The following is a 23,339-nucleotide window of genomic DNA, read 5'->3' as shown; positions in this document are numbered from 1 at the left end:
GCCTTAAATTTTGGGGGATAGCTCAAATTCATCTCAGGATTCTCCTGGTTCCGGGAATTCTGGCTTCTGCCGCGTGAGAAAGGCGGAAATTCCGTGGATGCTTTCACCACTTGCAATGAGTGTGGCGGCTGCTTCCGTCTCCAGCTCCAGGGCCTCCTGGGTTGTCAGATCGCCGGTTTTTCTGATAACGTATAGGGCATGGCGCACAGCTCGGGGGCCGTTTTGCGTGATGGAAAGAGCAAGGGACAATGCTTCCTCAAGAGCCTTGCCTGGTGCACTGATGCGGTTGATCAAACCGAGTTGGAAGGCCTCTTCTGCACCCACCTTTCGGGCAGTGAGGATAAGATCGGTAGCCCGGGAAGCACCCACAAGGTGGGTGAGCCCCACGACTCCGCCGTGGTCCGGCATGAGGCCCAGCCGCACCTCGGAGAAACAAATCACGGCCCCGGGATCCATAACCCGCAGGTCACAGCGGGAAGCAATCTCGGCTCCACCGCCGTAAGCCAGTCCGTTAATGGCGGCAATTATTGGGACGGGTAACATGACAAGATTGTCGGTACTTGTTCTGATGCGGTGGATGAGGTCATACGCCGGGCCTTTGTCGTGTTTCTCCATTGCGACGGATAATGGCTTAAGTAAAGGATTTTCCGGATTCACGTCAAATCCTGCGCAGAAAGCTTTGTCGCCGGCACCGGTGAGGACGATAACCCGCGGCAGGGTGCCCTTGAGTTCGGCTACAACTTTATCCAGACTGTCGAACATGTGCTGGTCAAGGGCATTTTGTTTTGCCGGCCGTTCAAAAGTAATGATGGCTATGTGCCCTTGCCGCTTCAGACTGATACCGTAATTCTTCATCTATAACTCCTTAAAAGTGATCAAGCGCTATTTTTCAGTTGCTGAAATATTCTCCTGTCCATTTGCATGATTTAATAAAAACATCAATCCCCGTTGTTCCGCTATTGATTACAAATTCACTCAAACCGAAATGTGGAGGAATGGGATTTCCCCAATCGTAAGTGTAGCCGAGCGCCGTCCAGGGATAAGGGCTATTCACGGACGTCTGCGAATAGACATATGTCCTGCGGTTGTTATACCATTTCCGGTATGAGGTCATCCCGCACTTTCCGGACCCTGTGCAATTGTCACAGTAGTTTGGGTCGCAGGGCATTTCCGAATAAATGAGAAGCGTATCGTCAAATTTTCGGAATCCATCAGTGGGAAATGCTAACTCCGCCTCATGATCGGATACTTCCGGGTCTGCCGATGGCCGGAAAAGGTCGGTAGGGGATACATACAGTTCGAGAATGCACGTGTTTTCCAGTGTCTGTGTCGCAGAAGGTGGAGGCAAACCGAGAGCCTGGGCAACCCGAAGAAGAGTTGGATAATGACCCAGGAGATGCTTCAGTTCCGGAACAACAGAAACCCAGGAATTATAACTGTAGTTTTGACACTCTTGTCCCTCTTTGCAGCCCAGTGAATTCGGGTCCATATAGTTTTGACAGGCCGCTTGGCTGCCGATCCAGGTAGCGACAAGCACCCGCGTGCCCGGCACGTCATTTTCCCAGATGAGATTCGTATTTTCAGGAACAATAGCGGTTAGATTTTTTGAGATTTTTGCGGATGTCATTGTCTGCGCGTCCTGGACTGCTGCGTTATATTCGGCCTGCGGGTCTATACTGGCGGAGCTGTCTTTGCTGCAAGAAGTGAGAGCCAGGCATGAGACAGCAAAAAGTAATATGACTAAATATACCGGCAGTGGAGAGGTTTTCAGACGTAAAGTTTTCATGTTCCCTCCTACTTTCTGATGATCTGATGCCATTAAATCCATTTTAGAATTCCCGCGAATACGATAAGCGCAATGGCGTTGATGGCGAAAAGCGATCCAATGAAAAGCTTTTGTGCCCGTGGTTGCCAATCATGCACGTAACAGGCGGCAGCGAAGAACGGAATGTAAACCGTTACAAAAACCGGGAAAGCGCCCCACCATCCGTAAACCCAGACAAATGTCGGCGTCCGCACCAGGAATATTTCGAGAATAGAGGCAAAAGCGGCATTGGCAATTGTAAAGGCTAAGCGGTTGTTGATGCCCATAATTTTCAGGGAAGGGTCTTTCGGCATCAGTTTGCATACAACCAATCCGGCAATGGAGAACATCAGACTTATTTCGATGCCAACGCCCACCATTATTTCAAACGCTGTCCCGGCAGGTACAGTCCAGAGAGCATGACCGGAAAAATGCTGGATTAAGGCGTTGACGATTTCCACAAACCAGTGGACCATGTAAAGAGCGAGCCCACCGGCAATTGTGCGGTAGCTGCCCTTTTCATACTCGTTGGCATAGATGTATAAGACAATCACAAGCAGCGGGATTACATACCACTGGAAAGTAGCGCCGCTTCTTAAAATGTTCAATGCCTGCTGTGTTGCTTCGGGATTGTTAAGATTCATTGCAATACCTCCTTTGTTTTGTTCAAAACACAGATCTTTGAATAATTATTAATTTGTCATTTCGACCAAAGGGAGAAATCTTTTAAGGTAAAAAAATAAAAAAAAGATTTCTCGTCGCGTTGCTCCTCGAAATGACATGAAATACATTTTTTCAAAAAAAAGTAATCCAAACGTTTGTATTTCCCTGTCGGATAAAACCACATTGGTGCGCAGTATTTTACATCCAAACAAAAAAAATAACAGCCCCGAATTTGAATATCTATTTTCTGATACCGAACAAGTTTGACAAAGTCTGTGGGAGGGTGTAAATTTTTCATAACTGCCTCAAGGAGGTTTTTTATGAAAATATCTTTGATTGAGCTTTATCATGTGCAGGTTCCGTTAAAGCAAACTTTCTGGCCCACCTGGATACCCGGTTATCCTCAAACGCACAATGGATTTACCCTGATAAGACTTGTTACCGATGACGGCATTGAAGGATATTCAGCAGGTACCGCTTTGGGATATGAAAGGGAAGGGCTGGGAGACCTTATTGGCGGATATTTACTGGGTGCGGATCCGACGGATATCGAATCTGCTCAAAGTTTATTAAAGCAGGCCGGCATTCTCGGCTGGAGAAATTTTTGGATAGAACCCGCATGCTGGGACATTATCGGCAAGAGCAAGGGCAAGCCGGTGTATGAACTCCTGGGTGGTGAGGCAAGGCCTATCGAAGTTTACTGCTCAACCGGTGAGATGCACGAACCGGAAAAAAGAGTTGAAGAACTCCTCGCCATGAAAGAGAGTGGATTCAAAACAGCAAAACTACGGGTGAAAAACAAGGCGCTGAAGGATGATATCCGGCACATCGAGGTGATAAGAAAAGGCGTGGGGGATAGTCTTGTTTTAGGCGTGGATGCCAATCAGGGATGGCTGGTAACCATTGTGGATAAAATCCCCGCGTGGGATTTGCAGCGCGCGACGGAGTTTGCTCAGGCCTGTTATGCCAACAACATCAACTGGCTGGAAGAGCCACTCGATTCCAGAGATTACGACGGTAATGCCGCCTTGAAGAAAATTTCCAAGGTGAAGATTAGTGGTGCCGAACTCAACTACGGCTGGGATGAAATCAAAATCATGCTGGAAAAAGACTGCTTCCACATTTATCAGCCTGATGCAACATTTGCTGGGGGAATCGCCCAGGTGAGAAAAGTTATAGATGCATGTCACGCGTACAACAGAGAATATTCTCCGCACACATGGACCAACGGACTTGGGTTTTATATCAACTGGAACATGGTGCTTGCTGATAGAGGCAATAAGTTGCCGCTGGAATATCCTTTGGAAGAACCTTCCTGGGTGCCGGAACAAAGAGAAGGGATTATTAATCCAATCATCCCGGATAAAAACGCGATGCTCGCGCCGTTTACCAAACCCGGACTTGGTTTTGAAATTAATCAGAAACTTTTAAACAAATACGGCAAGCGGTTCTTTAAGTTGACGGAGACGAGGCTCAAATTGAAAGTAATCAGACAAAAAGGACTCAAGGCCGCGCTGGAGTTGAAAAAGAGAAAAGAATCTCAGTAGCGGTTTGAAATTTCTGTAAAACTTATTTTAACTTTCTGGAAACAGGAAAACTTAATCTGCTAGTCCTGCGTGTCAGACGTCTCTTCATCTGACTGATTAGTTTCGTTAATGATAGTAATCCGGACGTTGGCTCTGCCTTGTTTAATCATGCCGAGTTGGCGTGCCGCCTGGCGTGATAAATCAATAAATACTTCTTCATGCTCGCGACAACGATCGTTGATCTTGACAATTACGGATTTGTTGTTGGAGAGATTTTCCACTTCCACCAGTGTGCCCATAGGAAGGGTGGGGTGCGCTGCTGTCAGCTTTTTCGAACTGTAGATTTCGCCGGAAGTTGTTTTTCTGCCATTGTATCGTTTCTTGTAGTAGCGGGCTATTCCCACCGCACCATCCGGTTCTGAGTATTTGATTATTACCTGTGCCGGAGTTGGTTCCTCCGCCTTTTGTGCCTGTGGGATAGTCTGGCAGCCGGCGCTTATAAACAGCGTAACAAGAGATACAATGAACAGGGCCGATAGAGGATCTTTTATTGAGTGATAAAGCCATCTCAGTGTCGCTCGGCGTTTGGATTCGAGCGGCAGGATGTCGTAACTTCGAAGTCGCAAATAATTCTGTGTTAATCGTATGTATCGTTTAACTGCCTGTGACAGGTTGTTATGTGTTTTTCGCGTTTCTTCAAAAAAAACGAGAGGCAGTTCTTTGATACGGTACTTTTCCTGTCTATGCAGATGATGGACAAAGATTCCATACATAATCTCAGCTAAAAAGCCGGGTGTGCGCGGAAAAGTCTCTTTGTATCCGCTGTTATCCAGTTTCTTTTCCAACGCAAATAAAATGTCGAATACAAATTCGCAGTACTGAAAGAATAATTCACGGCGAAAAATAAAGCAGTTATGCCCGCGATGATAAGCGTCTGAAAAATACTCCTGCGCCGATTGCAGATATTCCGGACGCAGTTCTTTGATTAAAGGGAGCAGAAGATCAATAGATGCTTTTTCCATGTTGTGCCAGCTTACCCAAAGATCGTACACTGTTTCAGCTGATCTCCAAAACCGGATATCCTGGGCATTATTGACAATGGCGTCATTGGCCTCAATTAAATCGCGCATTCGTTTCGAATCCATGAGGCGATAACGTTTAATCGCCTGGCTGTTTAATAAAGGATCAATCAGTTCTGCATTTTCTATGTTGTAATACCGGCGGGGAGAAAAGGATAAATATCGGCGATAATGGCAGATGCCGTAATAGTCCGCGTTGATGTTTTTCCATGCCCAATATTGCACGGTGAATTCTCCGAAACTCACGCGGTGATCGGAAATATTTTCACCCGTGTCATCGCCCGGCATTTTATATCCGGCGCGTTTATCGTCTACGGCGCCGCAGCGCATAGGGAAGAATAGCGGATTGTCGACAGTCCGGCTGTCAAATTCGATGCGGTGTGATACAAATATTTTAATATCGCGCATTTTATGTTTCCCTTTACTTATCCTTTGCCGTTAATCGCTGGTGCACATCAATTCCCGTCATATATGCTTCCATAAAATGAACCTTCATAAAGCTCGAGCTGTTATAACGTCTTTTGGTGAAGGTTTGATATTTTTCGTAGAAATCGGGAAGAAGGCGCGGCGAAAATCGCACTTCCTGTCCAACGTGCTTTAATCCCAATAATTGATAAGGAGGTTGTGTAATCGATCCGCCTTCCGCTTTTGCACTGACTTCATCTATAAACCTGGGAGCGGGTATGGGATCATCGGCATTGACAAAACGAAACAATGCAAGGATGTTCTTCTTTTTTGTTGGTTTAATTCGAAGAGCGCCTTTATGACCGTAACGTGCGGCAAAATACATATTGCCGATAGGCGGAGCTCCAAATGTATGGGTAAGAATTCTTCCGGGGGAAATTCCGTAATAATCATACAATCGGGCGGCAAATAAAGTTGCCATAGCTCCGCCGAGACTATGACCGATAATCCAGAAGAAACAACGTTTTCTTTTATATTCATCTTTTAGTATTTGAATAAGGTTACCTTTTACCAAATTATTCTTGAAGATGACCTGCTCAGCCTTTTTTTCGAAATCATAAACATTTTTCAGAATACCATGATGAACCTTGAGTCTGCGGAGGTGAGGGAAAAATACTGTATTAAGAAAGTGGTTCGTGCGAAAGTCGAGATTATGCAGCCAATCCTGAATCTCATCCGAACCGCGAAAAACAATCGTAATTAGTGACATGTTTTCATCAAGAGTCTTAATATTCCGGCACCCGATAAGTGTTTGCAGATGGTTGTCATGAAAAAGCTGGGCATCATCAAAGCCAAGTGCCTGTAATGTTTCCGTATGCCTTGAATCATTATAGTAGCTGTCGCGAGCGAGACAGGCTGCGATGCCAGCTTTCCGGTTGTCGAATTCGTTTATTCCTGCAGGTAGAAACATCCGTTCCCAATCGAAAGATTCATTGTAAACATAATCCAGCATTCTTTTGTGTTCTCCTGGTCGTTGCTACGCAGGCATTTGATTTTGAAATAAGGTAATCATTTTTCTAAATGTGATTTGGCCGTTTTAAACGCCAGGTCGGAATCTTTCGTGAAGAACCACCATTGCGGTTTTGTGGTATGCGGACCATTTTCTTTGTCACGTCCCCGGCAGTAAAACCAGTGACCGTAACGCTCAATAGTCGCAAAGGGATGGGTGCCGGGGCAAAGAATAGAGCAGGACCTTATCTCTTTAAAATAAATTGTTTCCGCCGGAGTTTCATCATTAGCCAAATCTTCCGGCAATTTGATATGCGAAACATCAATGCCCTCGGCTTCCTTTTTATCCAACCACTTAGAAATGCTCATTTCCGTTTTCTCCTTAATTCGAACATTTTAGTTATAATGTTCATTTATCCTGACGACGGGTGATTGTCAGTCCGATTAACCGCGAGACCACCACGGCTATGTAGGCGACACCGGCAAACTGCTCCAGCATTACCAGAACACGCGATGGCGAAGAAATCGGAACGATATCGCTTAAACCTGTAGCCGAAAGATTGGAAAAACTCAAAAAAAGCAGTTCGATAAAATTCAGGGGTTCTTTAGGATGTGTTCCATAAGCGAAGGCTTGCGGACTCCATGCCTGGCATACCAGATAAAGATAGGCAAATCCCCAGGCAATCAGAGTAAATGTAGCGCCGGCAGCAAACAAATCGTCGGTAGTAACGTGTTCATCACCCATCATATAGGTTATTAAACCGCCAGCTCCATAAAAATATAATGCGGCCTCCAGGAACGTTGCCCATATAAACATAGACGGGTTGGACGTAAGCCATGACAAAATTGATAGTAAAATCACCATTCCCGCGATAATCCAGGCAATCCAGTTGATTGCCGGGCTGTGAATGACAACCCAAACAACCAAAAGAAGGATCAGCATTCCGAAAGCGCCGAGAAAAAATGGGCCGCTGGGAACATCTCCCAGTGCCACATAAAGGGCCAAACTTAAAAGTTGTGCTGCAAGAAGAAATGCTGATGGGTGGTGCCGCGCGATAGTACTCCAGTTTATAGAAGAAGTATTGCTATCCATAGCTGTACTTTTGTCCTCAGGCTTCGGTAAATTAATTAATAGCTGCAAGCATTTAATTTATCTTATTTACGAATCGGCTGGTGAGCTTTTTTACCGTAAACGCGTTCATAAGCCCTGCAAAAAGGACACAGGTTGCCTTCAATTTTTTGGACAAACGTAAACGCCAGACCTTGCTGTTTTTTACGGGCATGACTGCATACCGGACAAACAAGACAGAATGCTGCCAACTTGCGATCCATTTCTGAAATTTTAGGTTTTGCTGATTTTGCAGTCGCTTTTGTTTTTGCCATTATTGCCTCCTTTAAATTGCTTTCTATAATTAGATATTTCAAATATCTTTAAATTTATAAATCTATATTTTGCCGGCACAAAAGCAAAGAATGTTTTTGTGGATATTATAACAAAAGTATTATCCTTTCAAGTGCGGATGAATCCGCATTAGCGGCATTTTGTACACATTGTTACTGATTTGTCCGATTTCCGGAACTGAGATTCCCATCTTCCAAAGTACAAAAGGCAGGCTGAGTTGATCACGGCAACTGTGTTTTGCAATTTCCTGCCACCATTTTTCCATTATTTCTATGCATGCCGGGTTATGATGATCTCTAACAAGTAGATTGGCCTCGATCAAACCATAATTTTCGGGCATTGCCGCGCTTCGATATGAGTCAATTTGTTTTCGCATTATTTGCGGATCATCCTTTTTAAGGCGTATGCACGCTTCTATTTCTTCATATAGGCAATCTCTGTGACGGTGCAAATTGGAGATGAAGCCATATTGATTCAAAAGATGAATAAGATACCGCATATCTCCGACAGTTTGTATGTTTGCATCGATGTACATCGAATAATCGTAGTCATTCAGAAAGAGGTGAGGGTGCAATTTTATGTATCGCGTGATACGGGTAGCATCGAGTGGCGGTATTCCATCGATTGTGCGTATATCTATACCTTTCCACGTGCCGGTTGAAGGAAAATGACCATCGGTGACAATAATATAATCCACATTGTCCGATTTGAACAAAGGCTCCTGAAGGTTGTCATATTTGCCGATTATGCATGTGTAGATTGCAATTTTGTAATCATAAAGAGCTAGCGTATCCTTGTGCTTAATGTTGTATTTAAGAGCGGGAGTATTTCCCGACGAACGCGATTCGTAAGGGATTTTTGATTTTATTGATCTGCCGATATCATATGCGGTACCGATAAAACGTAACCACCAGGAAGTCCTTATCTTCCTGCCAAGCATATACTCGTCGGATAGTTTGACTTCATTGTGTTGAAGATTTAAGTAATCGATAACACACTGTGCCTTTTCATAGTCTTCGATAAGTTTCTTTATTTTTTCGGAATCGTCCATGCGCCCTCAAATCGAGCTTTGCCCGGGAAGCAGATGATCTTTGAAAAGAATTTCATCAACACGCTTTAAAAAGTTATTTGCGGAATATTCTCCCCGATAATTATAGTGCGGTTCAATGTTCTCTTTGATGAAACTCAGATTAATATTTCCCGGATCGTCGAATATGTGCACAAATCTGTCATCATAAAAAGGATTGGATACCGCTCCCAAATCATTTGTAATTATTTTTTTGTTGTATACGATCGCTTCGGTTGTTCTGAGTGTCGGGCCTTCACCGGGCTTTTGCAATATTTCCAATACACACCTGCTTCGGCGCATGCGTCGAAGCATTTCTTTGTAAGGCAACCACTTATTGTAATTGATATCAACGGCATGGCGATTTTCTTTTTCATTGACTTCAACTATATGAAAATCGCATTTTATATCATGGCCAGCCAGATACTCATACACACGGAGTATTTTTTGCAATCTATTTTTTGCCCTGCCGATAAAAAAAACATCGGCGTCATAGCCGCTATTACAGCCTGCCAGTTCTTCCTCCGGTATTTTTGCATAGATGTGGTTGCATGCGTGCCATCCATAGTAATCAGCATCATGGGCAAATACGGTAAATACCGAATCGTAATAATTACTGCATAATTCCGGATTTAATTCTATCGCGGAAGTCGGATTCATCACGTATAAAACGAGCTTCGCATTATATTTTTTTTTGATGTGTTTTAAGAACATTTTATCTCTGGCATGAGCATTAGAATCGAAGATTATGAGACAAATATCTTTTCTCTCGGGTAAGAGAACGCCACAAAAATAATTTTTAAAACGGACGGATGAGAAAAGGGGGAGATTTGTTTTTGTACTTATTTTTTGCATCAGGAGATCAAGTGATTTGAAGAGGTCCGATTTAAAATTGTTCGCTTTATTTATGAACAAGACATTTTCTCTACCGATGATTTCATTGCACATCACATCGCAATATTCGGTAGCGTTGCCCATTATTACAAAATATGCCACTATGACTACCTTTCTTGCCTGTTTGCAGATAATAAGATAAAAAAATACGCCAGAATTTTATGCATCAAAGTACTTTATAACAACAATCTGATTTGTGCTTTTAAATTCAGTTCTATTATCCTTGACGAAGGGTGATCACTAAACTAAATCGCTTCGTTTCGTGTTTGCCACAGGAAATTCAAAAATAATATAGTGAAAATAAAATCACCCATGCCGCCAAGAAAAGACAGAATAGTTGACTTTCCGGTTAGATAGGAATAGGTCAGGAAAAAGAAGAAGCAGAGTTTCCCGATTACTCCCATCCATACGATTCCTCTGTTTTTATTTACATCACGTGATACCAGATAATATCCGATACCGTAAATAAGTACTATACCCCACCAAAATAAATACATACTGTGGGCATAGTAGTTCCCCAGCAACAGGGATTGATCCATTTCTGTTCCGAAAGTGAGTTTAATGCTGAATTCGGGGAAAAGAAGTCCCGGAAGGGCAAAAGAAAAATTCCAGAGTGCACCGAAGAAAAACATCAGTCGATAAAAATTCTTGGATAACAGCATTGTTTTACCTCCTTTAAAAAATAATATCAGGCACAACGCCTTATTACAAACAAGAGCCTGTTTTATTTACCCGTGTATTCGGGATTAAAATTCGCTATGATCACCTGACGTGTTTTGTTTATAAGTTCCGGGATTGTTTCGGAGGTGTAACTGCTGGTATCTATAGGGTCACCTACGACGACCTGGATTTTTCCCGGCTTCAAGATAAAACTTCCCTTACGCATGACGCGCCTGCTTCCATTGACTGTAACCGGCAGGATGGGAATCTTCCGCTGGACGGCTGCTACGAATCCGCCCTTTTTGAATTCGTGAATTTGACCATCGGGCGACCTGGTTCCTTCGGCAAACACCATCACGCTCACACCATTGGGTAAACGATCAAATCCTTTGTTGATGCTATCAATTGCGCTGGTAGTATTGGTGCGTTCAATGAAGATGTTTCGCGAAGCATTCAATCCGTATCCGAAAATAGGGATTTTGAGAATTTCCTTTTTAATGATCCAACGGAATTGAATATCCAACCTAGTAACCAATGTAATGATATCATAATGCGACTGGTGATTGGAAATAATGATGTATGAAGTTCCTTTTTGGATCTTATCCTTGTTTTTTATTCCTGTGCGAACGAAGGAAACGGCAAGCATTGTGTATGCCCAGAGCTTTGACAGAGAGAAAGCCAGATTACCGGTACGGCTTAGCATTCCTGCGGGTATAATGAAAATACAAAGGATAACTGTTGCAAGTGCTGCCCAAAGACCAAGCCATGTAACACATATTATCTTGTATATTGATTTCATAGTACAATCTCCTTAACAGATACTTGTGAAGAAAATTTGTTGACATAAGAAATCATTAGCATTATATTCACGCCGCCTGAAAACTGGTTCCTAAAAAAGAGCCGTACAGGCGGTGTTTCTTAACATTTTCTGCTGGGGAATCGTTCAATGGTAGGACAACGGACTCTGACTCCGTTTATTAAGGTTCGAATCCTTATTCCCCAGCCATTTTATTTTTTTCCACCTCCGGCAATCTTAGCCCACGAATCCCTAAGCGGTACAATTCTGTTGAAAACAGGTTTTCCTTTTTTTGAATCCTTCGTGTCCATGCAAAAATACCCCAGTCTTTCGAATTGAAACTGACTTCCTGGTGCGGCGCTTTTCAGGTTCTGCTCAGCATAGCAGGTCATCAGAGTTTCTAAAGAATTTGAATTCAGATATTCGATGAAGTCTTCTTCGCTTCCCGGATTTTCAATATTGAACAAACGGTCGTACAAGCGTACCTCGGCGGGAACACAATGTTCGGCCGATACCCAGTGGATAACGCCTGGTACTTTGTGTCCGTCAGCCGGCGGACCGTTGAGAGTTGCCGGATCATAACTGCAGTGCAGTTCCATAATTTCGCCGGTTTTATCGTCTTTCACCATGCTCTCGAATTTTATAACGTATGCATTTCGGAGGCGGACTTTACGTCCCGGACCCAGCCGATGATATTTTTTCGGCGGATTTTCCATGAAGTCGTCGCGCTCTACATAAATTATTTTTGAAAAGGAAATCTTTCGCGTACTCATTTCTGGTATTTGCGGATGGTTGGCGCACTCTATTTGCTCCACTTGATTTTCGGGATAGTTGTCGATGACGACGCGAAGGGGGCGTAAAACACACATCACTCTGGGTGCGTGCTCGTTGAGGTCTTCACGGACACAATGCTCCAGCAGGGCCACATCAATCAGGTTATCGTTTTTGGCTACGCCGATCTGAGCGCAAAAATTCCGGATAGCCTCCGGTGTGTAGCCCCGGCGGCGCATTCCTGAAACGGTGGGCATGCGCGGATCATCCCATCCTTTTACATAGTTCTTTTCCACCAGTTCAATCAGCCTGCGTTTGCTCAGAACCGTATAGCTCAAACTAAGGCGTGCAAATTCAATTTGCTGCGGACGGTTTCCGGTGATGAGTCGCTCCACTATCCAGTCGTAGAGAGGTCGGTTGTTTTCAAATTCCAGCGTACATATAGAGTGAGTAATACCTTCCAAAGCGTCGGAAAGACAGTGCGCGAAGTCGTACATGGGGTAGATGACCCATTCTGTTCCAGTGCGGTAATGGGGCTCGCGTTTGATGCGGAAGATTACGGGATCGCGCATGACAATATTCGGCGAGGCCATGTCGATTTTGGCGCGCAGTACGTGGGCTCCGTCGGCGAATTCACCCGCCCGCATTCTTTGAAAAAAATCAAGATTTTCTTCCACGGAGCGGTTGCGGTAAGGGCTATCTTTTCCCGGTTCGGTGAAAGTTCCGCGATGTTCTCTGATTTCGTCGGGGCTCAGGCTGCAGACATAAGCATTGCCGGATTTGATGAGTTCAACGGCAAACTGATAAAGCTTTTCGAAATAATCGGAGGAATAAAAAAGACGATCATCCCAGTCGAATCCCAGCCAGCGGATATCACGGATGATCGATTCGACGAATTCCATGGATTCTCCGGCGGGATCAGTGTCATCCAACCTGAGATTGCAGGTGCCCTGATACTGCCGGGCAAGACCGAAATTGAGGCATACGGACTTGGCGTGTCCAATATGGATATAACCGTTGGGTTCCGGCGGGAAACGGGTAGCAATTTTTCCATCATTTTTGTTGGTTTTTAAATCGTTGTCGATGATATCGCGGATAAAATCAGAGGGATTTGAGCTTGCAACTTCCGTCATTAGTAAATTAAAACTCCTTCAATTCCATAAAAAAAATACACGGTAAACGCTATAATATTTATGGAAATATATCAAGGGAGAAACTTAATTCAGTGATGCCTACAAACAAAATATTGCCAAAGGTGTGTATAAAAGACAGGATTCGATTGCGCAGTAAATCTAATTTTCATAGATGAAGTAATAGGTTTATTGTAGAGCACGTATCCTGTTTACTACGGCTGACCAGTCAACCTCTGGCGTCAAGTGGCAGCAGCTGAGTCGGATACAAGCATTTGCTTCATCATCATTCATGCCCATGGCTTTAAGGACGTGCGAGGTGGAGCGGGGCGCATGACCATGACGGCTGGAGGTACAAGCTGATCCGTCGGAGATGGCAATAAGATCTTTCAAGGCGACAAGCAGAACATCAGCATCCAGGCCTGGAAAAGATATATTTAGTACATGGTCCATTACCAATGATTGTTGGCCTGTCAGCGTAACATCAAGTGGGGCTAATGCCTCGAGTGCCTTTCTCCTGAATTCTTTACATGCTTGAAGGCGTTTTTCATGATCGCGCACCGCTATCTCAGCGGCTGCACCAAGCGCCACGATTAAAGCCACGGGTAAAGTTCCTGATCTTAGACCGCGTTCCTGCCCTCCGCCATAGACCAGGGGAGTGATTTGTGGATATAACAAGGGATTTGTCGGTGGACGGTTATACTTACGTCGGCGAGTGATCAGTGCTCCAATTCCCATAGGAGCATATATCTTGTGGCCGCTGATACTGATGAGATCGATCCTGGGATTATGCAGCGGCTCTAGATCTTTGCCAAAGCCTTGCGCTGCATCAGTATGAAAAAATGCGTCGTGACCATTGAGAACTTCTGCAATTTCGTCGAGCGGCTGACGTATTCCGGTCTCGTTATTAACATGCATGACCGATATCAAAAGAGTATCTGATCGCAGGGCTGCACAGATCGCATCCAGATCGACGGCTCCACTCCTGGCGACAGGCAGATACGTGATCTCGAAGCCATCATTCTCTAAAGCCCGGCATGGTTCTAAGACTGCTTTATGCTCGATTTGTGTTGTTATAATATGCCGCTTACCCTGTTCTTGACCAAAGGAACGTAACCCAAGGATAGCGAGGTTATTGCTCTCGGTGGCGCCACTTGTAAAAATAACATCATCATGCTTTGCAGATACAACCGCTGCAATTTGCTCTCTAGCCTTTCTTACCGCCTGTTTGGATTGAGTCCCGAATACATGGGTACTACTGCCTTCATTCCCATGTTCTTCGGTAAGAAATCTAAAAAACATTTCACGCACTTCAGGGTCAAGTGGAGATGTGGCATTGCAATCAAGATATACAGGTGTTGCTATCATGTTTTTACTCCATCAAGAATGCCCTGCCGTCTTCAGATACCGGGCAAAATCAATAAAGGCTTCACTGGTCGTATATTTAAATTTGTACCCGAGACCATCTTGATCTTTTCATTACTCGCAATCAGAGCTTCTTCAGGCGTTTTTTCAATTCCGGCACAGCCGCCTCATTTTGCTTTTGAATTGCTTCCACCTGACTTTCGGAGTAACCTAAAAGATTCTTTAAAACAGTTTCAGTATGTTGTCCCAGATCGGCTGGAGGGTCCGGTGTTCCTTCGAGAATTCCGGGCATCTTAAACATCGAAGCAATAGTTTTATATTTTTCACCGTTGAGCTCCATTTCCAAAATCATCTGGTTATGCTTGACCTGAGGGTCCTCGAGAACCTGGGGATAATCTACAACAGCGCCACAAGCAATATCGTTTGCGTCCCGGAGCAGGGCAAGCCATTCCTGAGTGGTCTTCTGGAGCAGGGCCTCTTCGAAGTATTTTTCGAATTCACCGCGGTTCATGATGCGGGACATCGTGTTTTTAAACCGTTCATCCTCCAGCATCCATTCCAGACCGGTGAGACTGATAATCTTGTCCGAATCCGAAGGCCCGAAAGTAATGTGTCCGTCTTTTGTCGGATAGATTCCGTAGGGAGTCATGATCGGATGCCGGTTTCCCTGAAGACCGGGCACTTTGTTTAAGGAAAAGTACATCTGGAACATCACCTGCTGAAAGGTGAGCAGACAATCCAACAGATTGGTTTGCACCGGCATTCCAATGCCATCCTTGTTTCTTTTGACAAGGGCGGCCAGAATATTGAAAGCCGCCATGGTGCCGCCGAGCATGTCTGCAAGAGCGATACCGCCGGGAATCACCGGAGACCTTCCAGGTTCACCTGAAAGACTCAAAACTCCGCTTTGTCCGCAGGCGATTATGTCGTAAGAAGGTAGTAACGCTGAGGGTCCTGTTTCACCATATCCGCTGATGTTGCTGCGAATGATCTTGGGATTGATTTTCTTAAGCGTTTCGTAGTCTATTCCTAAACGCTCTGAAACACCGGGACGGTAATTGGAGACTACCACGTCGGAAACTTTGACCAGATCGTAAAACGCCTGCTTTCCAACTTCTGAACTCATATCCAGCACAATGCTTTTCTTGTTTCGTCCCAGTGCCATAGGATAGTATAAAAGTATATTCATCCTGGTTTCGCCCATCCGTGTCATGTCGCCCGTTGGCGGTTCGATCCGGATGATTTCAGCTCCCAAGTCTCCCAGAAGCATGGTGCCAAATGGTCCGGCATGGGCCTGTGTCAAATCCAGTATTCGAATTCCGTGAAGTGGTCCATTGGAAATTGTCATGGTTGGTCTCCTCTCTTCAGCTTGGATTGTTTGGATAAAGCATTTATTATTTGTGAAGGGAGAATAATAAAACAGGTCTTCTATGTCAATGAAATATTGCTCATAAAATGAAATATTTTTCATAATATGAACAAAATAAAATATTAACGGGGGGTAAATAAAAAAGGTAGTGCAGGTAGATTTCTAAAACACGTTATCCGCTGTCGAGCGGATAATGATCTATTGGCATCAAATCAATTAGTTTTTGTGTCTTTATTTTTTAACTTATCCGATAACTTATCCGAGATGTAACCAAATAGAAGGCCAAGAGGTTTTGTGTACATCTTGTTTTTTCTTCTTTTTTCTTCTTTCAAAATAGCTGAGGGAGTGTCAACAGAAAGGTAACGAATGCTATCAATAAATTGGTATACGGTTATTTTTTCACCATGTTTAATAGTAACTTTATAACCCTTAAATTTATTTAAATAGGCATCTCTTGCCGATAGCCGGTCTTTGACAGATGAAGAAACGAGGATCATGTTCGCATCGCCGCAATTCATTATTCTTTGGGCGATATTGATGCCGCTGCCGGCAAAATTTCTTTTGCCATTTATATCGATAACTAAATTATCGTCATTTTCATTTATTCCGATTCTGATGTCAAACTTACGCATTGGGTCTTTTTCTTTTTTATTATATTCTTTGATCAATTTCAAAATATCCAGGGAGATACGGATATGAATATCATATGGATTGGTCACATTTATAAGTCCGATACACATACCGTCACCGGTGGGAATATAAATCGCATGATCGGCATCTATCTTGTATTCATTAGCAACCTGTTCGACTATCTTATTCAAAGCTTTAATAACGGCTGTTTGGCCCTCTACAGAACGAGTTGAGTATTTAACAATATCCAGGAATATATATTTTGCGTAAACGGTTAAATCGTTCGTCATTCATTTCTCCCTTGATGACATTTAATATATTTATTTGATAAGACGTTGCTTGTCGGCGTTTGAAGCATAGGAATTTCAATCTTGTATGTCAAGAAATATTAACCACTGAATTGCTTTAAAGCAGTACTTAACAGAACATTATCAAACGGCGAATTTGAAGAATTTCTCGCCGAAAAGCCGCAGACAAGCATCTACTATATCCGGGTTATAAAGAATTCCTCTGTTTTTAGTAATTTCATTCAACGCTATGTTAATGCCAAAGGCAGGGCGGTAAGGCCTGTGTGAAGAGATAGCTTCCACTACATCGGCTACGGCTAAAATCTGAGATTCCAGAAGAATTTGCTTTCCCATTAACCCGTTTGGATAACCCGATCCATTTATGCGTTCGTGATGTTGCAGGATAATTTGGGCGACAGGCCAGAGGAAATCAATATCTTTCAGAATATTATAACCTGATTGAGAATGTGTTTTAATTAAACTAAATTCCAGCTCGGTCAATTTTGTCGGTTTGGCAAGAATTTCGGAAGGAATAGATATCTTGCCGATGTCATGAATCATACTGGCCATACGAATGCCATCGATTTGTTCGCTGGTAAGTTTCATTTCCGATGCAATGGCTCTCGCCAGATCAGCTACTCTCCGTTGATGACCTGCCGTGTATGGATCCCGTGTTTCCACGGTTACAGCCATAGCGTTAATAGTAGCACCCAGAGATCTACGCAGGCGTTCGATATTTTCATGACGTTCCTTTTCCATCTTTTTTCTATCTGTAACGTCTTGATCAATACCCTGATAGTAAAGTAGATGTCCCTGATCGTCCCGTATAGCGTGCATGTTGATAGATACCCATGTTTTGCTGCCGTCTTTTCGGTAGAACTCCGCCTCATAACCTTTTACCGAACCTTCTTTGTCAATAGCCTGAAGTATTTTTGCGCGGTCTTCCGGGTTTACGTAGACTTGATGAGCAATGTCGTTAATATTTTTTACGACGTCTTCCGGTGATTCATATCCAAGTATATTCGCAAAGGCCTGGTTTACGGTAATATGGCGACCTTCCACGGTTGATTGGAAGATTCCCTCGTGCGCATCTTCTACAAGGTGTCGATATTTTGTTTCACTTTTTCGCAGTGCCTCTTCAGCCTGCTTACGGTCGGTTACATCATGGATATTCATGACGATACCTGCAACTGATGGATTGTCTAAAAGATTTTTCCCCATTCCTTCAAAATAACGCACCGAGCCATCCTTATGCACTATGCGGAAGGCATTGGGGGGGATCGGGGAATCTTTTATCTGAATAGCCTCACTAAAATCCTGGATGGCACGCTCAACTTCATCCGGATGAATAAATATGAACCCGCTTTTACCGATTAGTTCCTCAGGTTTGTATCCGGAAAAACGCTCGATAGAACGACTGCAATATTTTATGTTTCCGTTTTTATCAGTGATGACAATTATGTCTGAAGAGTTTTCTGTAATCTCCTTGAAATATTTTTCACTCTCCCGCAGTGACTGATCCGCCAGCTTACGTTCGGTAATATCGCGTACAATTCCTCTAAATCCTGTTGGCTTGCCTGAAAAATCTTTAAGTAACGAAACAGATGCTTCAATGTGTCTTTTGGTGCCGTCTTTTCTGATAATCTGCCAATCGAACTCTTTGGTGGGTTCCCCTGTTTTATAAACTTGATTAAAAGTCTCAAAAAGTTTTTTTGCTCCTTCTTTATCCGTATATTGCCGGTTATTCATGCCCATCATTTCTTCACTGGAATACCCCATGATTCGGCATAATGAACCGTTGAAAAAGGTAAAATTGCCGGCAAGATCAACTTCGTAATAACCGTCTTCGATATTTTCCAGGATGTTTTGGTATTTCTCCTGACTATGGAGCAGCGCTTGTTCCATCTGCATTCGTTTGCGTCTTGAATAGGCTTCGTCTAATTCTCTGGCTATGGCTGGACAGAGACGGGACATATTGTTCTTCATGATATAATCCTGAGCGCCTAGGAGCATGCATTCCGCGGCAGTGTCTTCTCCGATCTTGCCTGATATTATAAGAATTGGAATGTCGATGTTTAGTTCTTGTAATAAGGCAATGGCTGAAGGCGCACTGAATTGCGGCAGTTTATAATCACAAAGAATAATGTCCCATTGCTTCTCTTTGAGTGCTTTTCTCATTGTGACGGAGGTTTCCACCCGTTCATAAACCGGATTGAATCCGCCTTTTTTCAGCTCACGGATCATCAGTAACAAGTCGTTTTCCGAATCCTCCACAATTAACACACGGAGTGATGGATGATGGTTTATTTTAGATTCCACATTTCCTGCCACAGTCAAAATCCTTTCCTTCGGTGAAGAGCGAAATAAGAACTGCTAAAGCTGCTGTTTAATCCTTAAAGTTAATAAATACGATATTCTATAAAAAACATGATTTTATTTACTTTTGTTTTAACTTTACCCATGAATTATTTAAAGTCAACCTTGATTTTTTATTAATATTACTCTAATGTGCGACAATTATTTTTCAGGGGTTTAAAAATGAAATATACAAAAAAGTCGCTTTCCCACGGTTATGCCAACCAAGTCCTGACCATAGATTTGGGAACCGGCAAAATCGAACCGCGGTCGCTTGATGAACACGTTCGCGATTTTTTCATTGGCGGCAGGGGATTGGGGCTTTATCTTCTGCATAAAATAATTAATGCGAAAACAAAGGCCGACGATGCGGCAAATCCGCTGATTTTTTCTCCGGGGCCGCTGGGTGGTATTCCGCAGTTTCCGGGAACAAGTAAATGCATGGCAATTTCGTTGTCTCCGCTCACCCATATTCCGGGTGTTTCCAATTTCGGCGGCCATTTCGGCGCTTATCTAAAATACGCCGGTTTTGATGCCCTCGAGATTACGGGCATCAGCGCAAAAAATGCCATGATTGTCATCGATGATTTTAAAAGCGAAATATACATAACCGAAACTCCGGCGATTGATCAGGTCTTCGATCTGGAAAAAGCAATTGTGGAGAAATTTTTTCAGGAAGGTTATGAGAAGAAAGACATGGTTTTTCTGACGACAGGTCTTGGCGCCGCCAATACATCGTACGGCTGCATCAATAGCCATTACTATGATGCGGTAAAACCTGTGGACGGAACCAAGGGCTTGTTCAGAACAAAACAGGCAGGGCGCACCGGACTGGGCACGGTAATGATTAATAAAAATATCAGGTCGATTGTAGTGCTCTCCGGTTATCCGCATGGAGAAAATCCTTACGGCGCGGCGGATTGGGAAAAGGTTAAGCAATCCGGTTCCAAGCTGCACAAGATTGTTAAAGAGGTCGATCCGCAATCGCTTAAGATGTACCGCAAGGGATCGGCCGGACTCATTGCTTTTATGAATAAGGACGATTATCAATCTCTGCCTGTTAATAATTACCAGTATGGTTCAGATCCGCGGGCGGGACAAATCTGCGGGAAAAATTATGCCGAACATCTTTTTGATCACCGGGGTATGGACGGCTGTTTCCCCGGTTGTAATCTGAGATGCACCAAGGGTGGCTGGGTAACTCTGGCTTCCGGTGAGCACAAAGGCAAAAAAGTTTGGGTTGACGGCCCCGAATACGAAACTGCGGCCGGTTTCGGCTCCAACCTGGGCATGTGGAATCCCGAATTCATCATGGAGGCCAACTGGCACTGCGATAATTACGGTATCGATACAATCACTACCGCAGTGATCATGGCTTTTGTCATGGAATGCTACCAGCGCGGTTATCTGACTAAAGAAGATACGGATGGCTTTGAATTGAAATGGGGCGATGAACAGGCCGCACTGCAGTTTATCCATGATACAGCGTACCGCAAGACAGCGCTGACGAGTATTGCGGGCTTAGGCATGTTGGAACTCATCAGTTGGATTGGCGAAAGATATTCCGCCCGAACCGGCAAACCAAATCCCCGCAAAGAACTGGAACAATTTGCCATGCAGGTCAAAGGCCTGCCTTTTTCACTTTACAGAACGCACCGGTCGCTGTCCATGCAGGGCTCTTATGCAGCGGCGAGCGATATCGGTGCGCATCATGCCGCTGCCTGGCTCATCAAGGTTGATTTGCTGGGAGCGTTTCCCACTTTTGAAGCAAAGGCGAATGCTTTAATTACTTATCCGCGTGTACGTTTGGGCAACGACAATCTGGGTTTGTGCAAACTGCCGTGGGTGGATGTCTTCAATCCCGACTCCAGTAATCGCAAGGATACCGATATCTACATCAATCCCGCCTCGCAAGAAATCTACGCCGATTTCTATAACGGCATGCTGGGCACTAATATGACTTGGGAGCAGATATTTGAGCAGACCGACCGCGATATTAATTTGCAGCGTATAATGAATATGATGGCTTTTGAGAAAACAACAGGCGAACATGACTGGATTCCCGACAGGGCAATTGGCCCCACGGAGGATGTTCTTTACGAGAATGAAAAAGATTACAACGACGGGCAACTCAAATCCATCTTGAACAAGCCTCTTGATGAAATTCAGAAAATGCCAACTGCCGAAAAGCGCGAAATCCTGATGAACCATCGCAAAAAAGAACTCAAGAAATTAATCGGTGTCTATTATACGCAGCGCGGCTGGAGCGAGACGGGCATTCCTAAAGTAGAGACACTCCAAAAAATAGGCCTGTGGAATTTCTTAAGCGACGAAGCCAAAGCAAAAGTAAACGCGATGAATGAATAGAAAAGACTGTCCTCCGCTGGCGGAGGTGTCACGCAGTGATGGAGGTGGAAATTGCAAGGATTGTGCACCGAATAGTCCGAAACGTTTCAAGTGTAAATCCAGTCACCATCGTCATACCGGCACAGGCCTGTATCCAGAACTTTCATTTTAACAATTGTGTTTCAATCAGATTAATAATTTCTTCATTAGCTGGAATGTCCGACATCGAATGGCCGTAATGAACAAACCGAACCTTGCCGGATTTATCAATCATCACCTGCGCGGGCATTCTGCCCAATTTGAATATCTTAACCTCCTGACCGTACAATTTCAAAACTTTGTGTTCGGGATCGGGCAAACCGATAAAAGGTAGTTTTTCTTTTTCCCAATAATTTTTAAAAGCCTCGGCATTTTCCGGTCCGGCAACGAGAATTTCCGTATCCAGCTTCACAAATTTATCATAATCCTGGCGCAACTGCGCCATGTGCGCGCGGCAGAAAGGTCAAAAGAATCCGCGGTTGAAAACCACCATGACATTTTTTTTGTTTTTAAAGCCGGAAAGAGAGACGCTCTTACCATTGAAATTGTCCAGCATAAAATCCGGCGCCTGAACATTTAGCTCGACTCTAGCCATAATGTCTGCCCTCCTTAGTCTTTATGCTAAATATACTCGCATTTGTCTTAATTTCAAGATGCAAAAGAAGTATTGAAATTTATTGTTGAATAACGTAAAAATGGTTTCAATTAAGACGGATAGCTCGCTGTCGGAATAAAGAAGGAGGACGTAAGATGCGCGATGAGATAATCATTGAATACAAAGACAATTACATTCATGTGCGGCACTACGGTAAGAACAATTATGATATCTCCCTTGATTTGTGGCGGCGTGTAAAGGCGATGTGCGATCAATATAACTGCTTCAATATTCTTGGGGAGAACTATACCACTGATGAATTGTCCACAATGGATGCTTTCAATCACATCAAGATATTAGAGTTGGTGGGACTGACATTAAAGCATCGTATTGCATGGGTAAATCAGGTGAAGGAAACCGCCAAGGGAATCGAATTCGTTGAAACTGTTGTCATAAAAAATCGCGGTTTGGTAAATGGTGGAATATTTTCAAGTGTTGAGGAAGCCAAGCTTTGGTTATTGGGCAAAGAGAATGAATAACGGAACATTTCAGCGGACACCTAACGGAACCGCTGAAATAAAACGTAATATGCTTAATAACGAATGTGGAGTAGTCATGGATAGAAGTGAACAAGCGATTGCCAAATTTGTTGGCGGTTATAACTGCGCGCAGGCAGTTCTTTTTTCTTTTTGTGACGATCTCAATTTAGATAAGGATAAAGCCCTCAAGATTGCCTGCGGGTTCGGTGCGGGCATGGGAAGAAAAGAGGAAGTCTGCGGCGCGGTGAGCGGGGGGATAATGGTCATAAGCGCCAAATACGGCCGGGGAGAAAACGAAGACCGGAAAGTAACCGATAATGCTTATATAAAGATAAGAGAACTTATGAATCAGTTTTCCCAAAGGCACGGCACCTATATTTGCCGTCAATTGTTAAATGGTTGCGAGTTGACAACGGAAGAAGGGCAGAAGATATTCAAAGAAAACGATTATCTTAATAAAGTATGCAAACAATGTGTGAAGAGCGTAGTGGAAATACTGGAAACCATCATTTAATACACATTCAACTTTAAATAATGAAGCACAATCTCCGACATCTTAATTTTAACTCCTAGTTATTACTGGATTTCCGACGGAGTAAAATCCCGCGCA

General features: G+C 43.8%; 23 protein-coding genes and 1 tRNA gene. 5 read left to right on the top strand and 19 right to left on the bottom strand.

Translation table 11 applies throughout. The features are described 5' to 3' along the window. Nucleotides 1–33 precede the first annotated feature (33 nt). Genes CVU62_10415 through CVU62_10400 form a run of 4 tightly spaced genes read right to left on the bottom strand, consistent with a single transcriptional unit; the run spans nucleotide 34 to nucleotide 2,765 of the window. On the bottom strand, nucleotides 34–855 hold the full coding sequence (locus CVU62_10415) for a hypothetical protein (protein PKN37395.1): 822 nt from the start codon (nucleotides 853–855) through the stop codon (nucleotides 34–36). Between the two features lie 34 nt (nucleotides 856–889). Then, entirely contained in the window at nucleotides 890–1,786 is an 897-nt protein-coding gene (locus CVU62_10410; protein PKN37394.1) for a hypothetical protein, read from the bottom strand. Between the two features lie 32 nt (nucleotides 1,787–1,818). Beyond that, on the bottom strand, nucleotides 1,819–2,448 hold the full coding sequence (locus CVU62_10405) for a hypothetical protein (GenBank protein ID PKN37393.1): 630 nt from the start codon (nucleotides 2,446–2,448) through the stop codon (nucleotides 1,819–1,821). Nucleotides 2,449–2,504: 56 nt separating this feature from the next. Continuing rightward, nucleotides 2,505–2,765 (bottom strand): hypothetical protein, encoded by a 261-nt coding sequence (locus CVU62_10400; GenBank protein PKN37392.1) that lies wholly within the window; start codon nucleotides 2,763–2,765, stop codon nucleotides 2,505–2,507. A 22-nt stretch (nucleotides 2,766–2,787) separates the two neighbouring features. On the opposite strand from CVU62_10400, the gene CVU62_10395 reads away from it, so the two are divergent. After that, nucleotides 2,788–4,014, top strand: a complete 1,227-nt coding sequence (locus tag CVU62_10395) for a mandelate racemase/muconate lactonizing enzyme family protein (GenBank protein ID PKN37391.1) — start codon at nucleotides 2,788–2,790, stop codon at nucleotides 4,012–4,014. A gap of 59 nt (nucleotides 4,015–4,073) precedes the next feature. Here CVU62_10395 and CVU62_10390 read toward each other — a convergent pair whose 3' ends face one another. The 9 genes from CVU62_10390 to CVU62_10350 all read right to left on the bottom strand — a co-directional run bounded on the left by CVU62_10390 (nucleotide 4,074) and on the right by CVU62_10350 (nucleotide 11,306). Continuing rightward, on the bottom strand, nucleotides 4,074–5,480 hold the full coding sequence (locus tag CVU62_10390) for a hypothetical protein (protein ID PKN37390.1): 1,407 nt from the start codon (nucleotides 5,478–5,480) through the stop codon (nucleotides 4,074–4,076). A gap of 13 nt (nucleotides 5,481–5,493) precedes the next feature. Then, nucleotides 5,494–6,489 carry a hypothetical protein gene (locus tag CVU62_10385; protein PKN37389.1) on the bottom strand — a complete coding sequence of 332 codons (996 nt, stop codon included), beginning with the start codon at nucleotides 6,487–6,489 and terminating at the stop codon, nucleotides 5,494–5,496. A 56-nt stretch (nucleotides 6,490–6,545) separates the two neighbouring features. Then, complete coding sequence (locus tag CVU62_10380; GenBank protein PKN37388.1) at nucleotides 6,546–6,854, bottom strand: hypothetical protein; 309 nt, start codon at nucleotides 6,852–6,854, stop codon at nucleotides 6,546–6,548. Between the two features lie 40 nt (nucleotides 6,855–6,894). Beyond that, a complete protein-coding gene (locus CVU62_10375; GenBank protein PKN37387.1) occupies nucleotides 6,895–7,578 on the bottom strand; it encodes an Ion channel in 684 nt (227 codons plus the stop codon). Nucleotides 7,579–7,640: 62 nt separating this feature from the next. After that, on the bottom strand, nucleotides 7,641–7,868 hold the full coding sequence (locus CVU62_10370; protein ID PKN37386.1) for a hypothetical protein: 228 nt from the start codon (nucleotides 7,866–7,868) through the stop codon (nucleotides 7,641–7,643). A gap of 119 nt (nucleotides 7,869–7,987) precedes the next feature. Further along, complete coding sequence (locus tag CVU62_10365) at nucleotides 7,988–8,938, bottom strand: hypothetical protein (GenBank protein PKN37385.1); 951 nt, start codon at nucleotides 8,936–8,938, stop codon at nucleotides 7,988–7,990. A gap of 6 nt (nucleotides 8,939–8,944) precedes the next feature. Then, the gene (locus CVU62_10360; protein ID PKN37384.1) at nucleotides 8,945–9,949 is read right to left on the bottom strand and encodes a hypothetical protein; all 1,005 of its coding nucleotides are present in this window, start codon (nucleotides 9,947–9,949) and stop codon (nucleotides 8,945–8,947) included. Between the two features lie 143 nt (nucleotides 9,950–10,092). Further along, entirely contained in the window at nucleotides 10,093–10,509 is a 417-nt protein-coding gene (locus CVU62_10355) for a hypothetical protein (GenBank protein ID PKN37383.1), read from the bottom strand. Nucleotides 10,510–10,571: 62 nt separating this feature from the next. Further along, on the bottom strand, nucleotides 10,572–11,306 hold the full coding sequence (locus CVU62_10350) for a 1-acyl-sn-glycerol-3-phosphate acyltransferase (GenBank protein ID PKN37382.1): 735 nt from the start codon (nucleotides 11,304–11,306) through the stop codon (nucleotides 10,572–10,574). 133 nt (nucleotides 11,307–11,439) lie between these two features. On the opposite strand from CVU62_10350, the gene CVU62_10345 reads away from it, so the two are divergent. Continuing rightward, nucleotides 11,440–11,513 (top strand) — tRNA-Gln (locus CVU62_10345). A 2-nt stretch (nucleotides 11,514–11,515) separates the two neighbouring features. Here CVU62_10345 and CVU62_10340 read toward each other — a convergent pair. From CVU62_10340 to CVU62_10320, 5 genes are all read right to left on the bottom strand, one after another. Then, nucleotides 11,516–13,207, bottom strand: a complete 1,692-nt coding sequence (locus CVU62_10340) for a glutamine--tRNA ligase (GenBank protein ID PKN37381.1) — start codon at nucleotides 13,205–13,207, stop codon at nucleotides 11,516–11,518. 186 nt (nucleotides 13,208–13,393) lie between these two features. Then, on the bottom strand, nucleotides 13,394–14,572 hold the full coding sequence (locus CVU62_10335) for a cysteine desulfurase DndA (protein PKN37380.1): 1,179 nt from the start codon (nucleotides 14,570–14,572) through the stop codon (nucleotides 13,394–13,396). Between the two features lie 121 nt (nucleotides 14,573–14,693). Beyond that, nucleotides 14,694–16,040 (bottom strand): CoA transferase, encoded by a 1,347-nt coding sequence (locus tag CVU62_10330; protein PKN37379.1) that lies wholly within the window; start codon nucleotides 16,038–16,040, stop codon nucleotides 14,694–14,696. Between the two features lie 110 nt (nucleotides 16,041–16,150). After that, complete coding sequence (locus CVU62_10325) at nucleotides 16,151–16,858, bottom strand: hypothetical protein (protein ID PKN37378.1); 708 nt, start codon at nucleotides 16,856–16,858, stop codon at nucleotides 16,151–16,153. 141 nt (nucleotides 16,859–16,999) lie between these two features. Continuing rightward, a complete protein-coding gene (locus CVU62_10320) occupies nucleotides 17,000–19,192 on the bottom strand; it encodes a hypothetical protein (GenBank protein PKN37377.1) in 2,193 nt (730 codons plus the stop codon). Between the two features lie 201 nt (nucleotides 19,193–19,393). Between CVU62_10320 and CVU62_10315 the strand changes: the two genes are divergently transcribed. After that, entirely contained in the window at nucleotides 19,394–21,577 is a 2,184-nt protein-coding gene (locus tag CVU62_10315) for a hypothetical protein (protein ID PKN37376.1), read from the top strand. A 142-nt stretch (nucleotides 21,578–21,719) separates the two neighbouring features. Here the strand turns inward: CVU62_10315 and CVU62_10310 are convergent, their stop codons facing one another. After that, nucleotides 21,720–22,190, bottom strand: coding sequence for an alkyl hydroperoxide reductase (locus CVU62_10310; protein ID PKN37375.1), 471 nt, complete (start codon nucleotides 22,188–22,190; stop codon nucleotides 21,720–21,722). A 155-nt stretch (nucleotides 22,191–22,345) separates the two neighbouring features. On the opposite strand from CVU62_10310, the gene CVU62_10305 reads away from it, so the two are divergent. Beyond that, nucleotides 22,346–22,729, top strand: a complete 384-nt coding sequence (locus tag CVU62_10305) for a hypothetical protein (protein ID PKN37374.1) — start codon at nucleotides 22,346–22,348, stop codon at nucleotides 22,727–22,729. Next, nucleotides 22,665–23,243 carry a hypothetical protein gene (locus CVU62_10300; GenBank protein PKN37373.1) on the top strand — a complete coding sequence of 193 codons (579 nt, stop codon included), beginning with the start codon at nucleotides 22,665–22,667 and terminating at the stop codon, nucleotides 23,241–23,243. Before CVU62_10305 ends, CVU62_10300 begins: the two co-directional genes overlap by 65 nt. The last annotated feature ends 96 nt before the right edge of the window (nucleotides 23,244–23,339 follow it).

The organism is Deltaproteobacteria bacterium HGW-Deltaproteobacteria-2 (genome assembly GCA_002840505.1).
In the GTDB taxonomy this organism is placed as follows: Bacteria; Desulfobacterota; Syntrophia; order Syntrophales; family Smithellaceae; genus Smithella.
This window is presented reverse-complemented; position numbering and strand designations above follow the sequence as displayed.

Coding starts and splice junctions, on each gene's coding strand:
- CVU62_10355 (PKN37383.1), bottom strand. CDS start 10,509: ATGCTGTTATCCAAGAATTTTTATCGACTGATGTTTTTCTTCGGTGCA.
- CVU62_10300 (PKN37373.1), top strand. CDS start 22,665: ATGGTGGAATATTTTCAAGTGTTGAGGAAGCCAAGCTTTGGTTATTGG.
- CVU62_10350 (PKN37382.1), bottom strand. CDS start 11,306: ATGAAATCAATATACAAGATAATATGTGTTACATGGCTTGGTCTTTGG.
- CVU62_10335 (PKN37380.1), bottom strand. CDS start 14,572: ATGATAGCAACACCTGTATATCTTGATTGCAATGCCACATCTCCACTT.
- CVU62_10305 (PKN37374.1), top strand. CDS start 22,346: ATGCGCGATGAGATAATCATTGAATACAAAGACAATTACATTCATGTG.
- CVU62_10380 (PKN37388.1), bottom strand. CDS start 6,854: ATGAGCATTTCTAAGTGGTTGGATAAAAAGGAAGCCGAGGGCATTGAT.
- CVU62_10410 (PKN37394.1), bottom strand. CDS start 1,786: ATGAAAACTTTACGTCTGAAAACCTCTCCACTGCCGGTATATTTAGTC.
- CVU62_10340 (PKN37381.1), bottom strand. CDS start 13,207: ATGACGGAAGTTGCAAGCTCAAATCCCTCTGATTTTATCCGCGATATC.
- CVU62_10325 (PKN37378.1), bottom strand. CDS start 16,858: ATGACGAACGATTTAACCGTTTACGCAAAATATATATTCCTGGATATT.
- CVU62_10315 (PKN37376.1), top strand. CDS start 19,394: ATGAAATATACAAAAAAGTCGCTTTCCCACGGTTATGCCAACCAAGTC.
- CVU62_10370 (PKN37386.1), bottom strand. CDS start 7,868: ATGGCAAAAACAAAAGCGACTGCAAAATCAGCAAAACCTAAAATTTCA.
- CVU62_10400 (PKN37392.1), bottom strand. CDS start 2,765: ATGAAAAATTTACACCCTCCCACAGACTTTGTCAAACTTGTTCGGTAT.
- CVU62_10385 (PKN37389.1), bottom strand. CDS start 6,489: ATGCTGGATTATGTTTACAATGAATCTTTCGATTGGGAACGGATGTTT.
- CVU62_10405 (PKN37393.1), bottom strand. CDS start 2,448: ATGAATCTTAACAATCCCGAAGCAACACAGCAGGCATTGAACATTTTA.
- CVU62_10415 (PKN37395.1), bottom strand. CDS start 855: ATGAAGAATTACGGTATCAGTCTGAAGCGGCAAGGGCACATAGCCATC.
- CVU62_10365 (PKN37385.1), bottom strand. CDS start 8,938: ATGGACGATTCCGAAAAAATAAAGAAACTTATCGAAGACTATGAAAAG.
- CVU62_10330 (PKN37379.1), bottom strand. CDS start 16,040: ATGAAAAATATTTCATTTTATGAGCAATATTTCATTGACATAGAAGAC.
- CVU62_10375 (PKN37387.1), bottom strand. CDS start 7,578: ATGGATAGCAATACTTCTTCTATAAACTGGAGTACTATCGCGCGGCAC.
- CVU62_10395 (PKN37391.1), top strand. CDS start 2,788: ATGAAAATATCTTTGATTGAGCTTTATCATGTGCAGGTTCCGTTAAAG.
- CVU62_10390 (PKN37390.1), bottom strand. CDS start 5,480: ATGCGCGATATTAAAATATTTGTATCACACCGCATCGAATTTGACAGC.